This is a genomic window from Phytobacter sp. V91, assembly GCF_965644225.1.
GTDB lineage: Bacteria > Pseudomonadota > Gammaproteobacteria > Enterobacterales > Enterobacteriaceae > CBFFRJ01.
The window spans coordinates 1-3937 of record NZ_CBFFRJ010000227.1 but is presented as its reverse complement, the minus strand read 5'-3'; the positions used below and the strand labels follow the sequence as shown (position 1 = coordinate 3937).

At 31.1% G+C, this 3937-nt stretch carries 3 protein-coding genes; all 3 read left to right on the top strand.

Going from position 1 to position 3937, the window contains the following annotated elements; all coding sequences use genetic code 11:
- Positions 1-327: 327 nt before the first annotated feature.
- Genes ACSZO4_RS24970 through ACSZO4_RS24960 form a run of 3 tightly spaced genes read left to right on the top strand, consistent with a single transcriptional unit; the run spans position 328 to position 3879 of the window.
- Positions 328-1983 carry an ATP-dependent nuclease gene (locus ACSZO4_RS24970; protein WP_437891791.1) on the top strand — a complete coding sequence of 552 codons (1656 nt, stop codon included), beginning with the start codon at positions 328-330 and terminating at the stop codon, positions 1981-1983.
- Positions 1976-3115, top strand: coding sequence for a UvrD-helicase domain-containing protein (locus tag ACSZO4_RS24965; RefSeq protein ID WP_437891790.1), 1140 nt, complete (start codon positions 1976-1978; stop codon positions 3113-3115). Before ACSZO4_RS24970 ends, ACSZO4_RS24965 begins: the two co-directional genes overlap by 8 nt.
- A gap of 35 nt (positions 3116-3150) precedes the next feature.
- A complete protein-coding gene (locus tag ACSZO4_RS24960; RefSeq protein WP_437891789.1) occupies positions 3151-3879 on the top strand; it encodes a hypothetical protein in 729 nt (242 codons plus the stop codon).
- Positions 3880-3937 lie beyond the last annotated feature (58 nt).

Sequence of the window (3937 nt, the reverse complement as noted above, 5' to 3'; positions counted from 1 at the left end):
TATTTAGCGGTTGATCAGATCGCTCAACCCGGACTGAGTTCCCTTCAGGTGATCTACTATTTGGAACAGCTATTTAGAGAATTTCGACGCCCACACCCCAATGATGCAGCAGTATGCATAAACAAGAATTAACTAATTGAAAAATAGATGTTTTCAATACCAATAAAAAAATTTGGTTTACTTATGAGCTACACCTTCCTTGCATAAACATCTTTTAATTCTATGTTGTTAGAAGATTTGCTAAGTGCATCATTGATAAGTAAGAGAATTTTTGGTAGAAATCACGATATCATTATGGATTAAATGGGATTTATCCGAGATATCAAAATGAAAATAAAAAAATTGAAGGTAGTTAATTTCAAAAAGTTTAATAATCATACATTTTCTTTTAATGATGATGTTAATATTATAGTTGGTGACAATAACTCCGGTAAAAGCTCAATTTTAGAAGCAATTGAAATTGTTTCAAACTATTCCTATCGGGGGAAACCTGTCACTAACTCAATTTTAGCTGACATAATAAGTATTGAGTCCATTGGTAAATACTTAGATAGTGATAAAAGCTTTATAAATCTACCTGTAATAAAAATTGAAGCATTCATTGATGGATTACCAGAGTATAAAGGTTCAATCAATACTGATAACCTGGATACGCAAGGGTTAAGTTTGACATTTAGTTTTGATATCGAACTATTACCTACTTACGAAAAATTCGTTGAAAAAAACAAAGACAATATATCAAGCATCCCAATTGAATTCTATAAAATAGAATGGCTGACATTCTCAAATGAGAGAATAAGACATGTAAGCAAACCGTTCAAATCACTTTTTATTGACCCTACCAGACTCCATCCCACCTTTGGTAAAAATCAATACATATCTAACATATTAACATCAGTATTAAGCAGGGAAGAGCAAGCAGTTTTAGGAATTAAATACAGACAGCTAAAAGAAAGTTTCAATGACGATGAAAATGTTAAACATATAAACAGCGACTTGGATAGTAACAACGATATATCTGAAAAGAAAATACAGATCGTAGCCGATATCTCAGGTAATTCTAATTTAGAAGCTAACCTTCAATTATCCTTAAACGGCATCACATTGCCTTACATAGGGAAAGGAGAGCAACATAAGGTTCAGATAAAACTTGCATTGCAAAATAAGTCTAATGATGTTGATATTTTGCTAATAGAAGAACCAGAGAATCACCTTTCACACATGAATTTGTCATCATTAGTAAGTTTTATTGAAAAGAAACTTACTAATAAACAACTTTTCATTAGCACTCATAGTTCATATGTGATGAATAAATTAAGCCTCAATAAAATATGCCTACTCGCTAATGGCTACAAAAAACTAAATAACATAGATAGTAACACTGTCAAAAACCTGAAAAGACTTCCTGGATATGACACACTTAGAGCAGTGCTTTCCTCCAAAGTAATACTCGTAGAAGGTCCATCTGATGAACTACTATTAAAAAAATATTATTATGACAAAAATAGCAAACTTCCTGAGGAGGATGGAATTGATATTATTGTTGTAAGAGGGATTGGTTTCAAAAACTATTTAGAAATAGTTAAGCACATAGATATACACACGAAAGTGATGAAAGACAATGATGGAAATTATGAAAAAAACGTCAAATCATACATTGATGAATATAAAGAATATAATTTCATAAAGATTCATTCACCAATTCCTGATGCACAATACTCCTTAGAACCTATGCTTATAGAAACTAACAGCATTGATGAAGACACTTTGGATAATTATGCAAAAATAATTTTATCGACTCAAACAAACAAACTATACAAAAAAAACAAAAATATAGCAGATAAAGTTAAATTCTTAAAGGAATGGTATAATGGTGAAGATGGTGCCGGTAAGAAAAAAGTTGACTCTGCGATAAGAATATTTGACTCCGAAGAGAAAATCATTTACCCACAAGTCTTCGAGGATGTATTCAATTATGAATAATAAAATAGTCATTGCTTGTGCTGGTGCAGGAAAAACTCATCGTATTGTAAATGAAGCAATAGAGAGCGGAGAAAAAACATTAATAATAACTTATACTATAAGCAATCAGAAAGAAATTTATGAGAAGTATAAACAACTTGGAGGAAGGGATTTTGTAAATTTTAAAGTAAAAGGATTATTTACTTTTATACTTGAAGATATTATTCGACCATATCAGAATATTGTATTCGAAAAACGTATTGAATCGCTTATATTTAACGAAACAGATCCTCATAGAAAAAATAATAGAGCCATCCCTGGTAGAACAGAAAAACTTGAAAATGGTGACATCAACCCACTACATTACTTAACATCTGACGGCAATAAAATTCATTCAACTTATATAGCAAAGCTTGGAGCATACATAATTAAAAAGACCAAAGGTGCTCCAATTAAAAGACTCGAAGAAATATATAAGAATATGTATTTTGATGAAGTTCAAGACTTAGTCGGTTGGGATTACGAGATTATTAAGTCAATATCAAAATCTAAGAAATTATCATTATGTTGTGTTGGTGACTTTCGCCAAACAATTTATCAGACTGCAATAACGACTAAAAAACCCATTACAACAAGTGATAAAATAACATTTTTTAAAGACAATGGATTTAACGAAGAAAAAATATCAAAGAGCAGGCGATGCATTTTAGACATATGTAATTTCTCAGATATAGTTCATAACGGCATGGGATTTGAGCCTACAACCTCAGCCGTTGAGGTAACAGATTTAGAAATATTAAAACATACTGGAGTATTTGTCATAAAAGATTCCGATGTTAATAAATACCTTGATGAATTCAAACCAGCAATAATAAGACTTAATTCCGAAAGCGGTAAAAAGTACAACATCGATAAACTTATAAAAATAACTTATGGAAAATCCAAAGGTCTTGGTTATGATAGAACCCTAATCATCCCCACAAAAAATTATATAGATTTCATTTGCGGAAATAAAAACATATTTGATGGTCAAAAAACGGAATCATCGAAAAATAAATTATATGTTGCAATAACTCGTGCTCGTTATAGTGTAGCAATAGTTTTTCCAGATATAATTCCTGAGACATGCGAACTGACCATATGGAATCCATAATGCATTCCTCTAATTATTATTGATAAGGATATTTTATGGACATAGTTTTAATACAAGCTTTCAAATTTGATGGTATTTATGATGCCCCTCAAAATTATGAACGAGACATATACAAAGATGATTACCTCAATGTTAAAATATTGGGGTTCGGTAAATACATTGAAATATATGAAAATGAAATATCTGGTCTGAATGATTCACATAGAAATTTAACTGATTCTCAAAAGAAAAGGATTCATTCAGAAATAAATGATCTAACAGTAATTTATCATAGAAATGCAATTTTATATATAGATGTAGCAATTCCTTACGACAATTTAAATCATCTATCTCCTGAACAACTTTGGGAAAAACCACCACACTTTGAGTTAGCATCAAATTTATTTAGTGCGGCCACCAGTGCTATTACTGCTTGCAGAGCATCGATTGTATCTCCAAGCTATGAAAAAATTTCCGAAGGTTTTTATGCAAGGCAAAAAGGTGTGTTCATAAATGAATTTAGTAATTATAACATTAAACAAAATGATATTAGTATGATGCATTTAGATGACAGCGAAATTGACTCAGCCATAGCTGTTTTCAATCACATATACGATAAAAAAGAATTTAAAACAATAACATCACTATTTTCTCAATCACTCATTCCTACTGAGAATGCCAGATTATTTAGTTTTATTTCAGCATGGAGAAGCCTTGAGGTTTTTATAGCTAAAAGCCAGCAAGATATACAAGAGATATCATTAGGAAGGGAAGGTGCGATTTAATCGGTGGGGTTCAGTGGAGTCCTTATCTGTATTAGCCTTACCTTAGCTGAGCTGTATG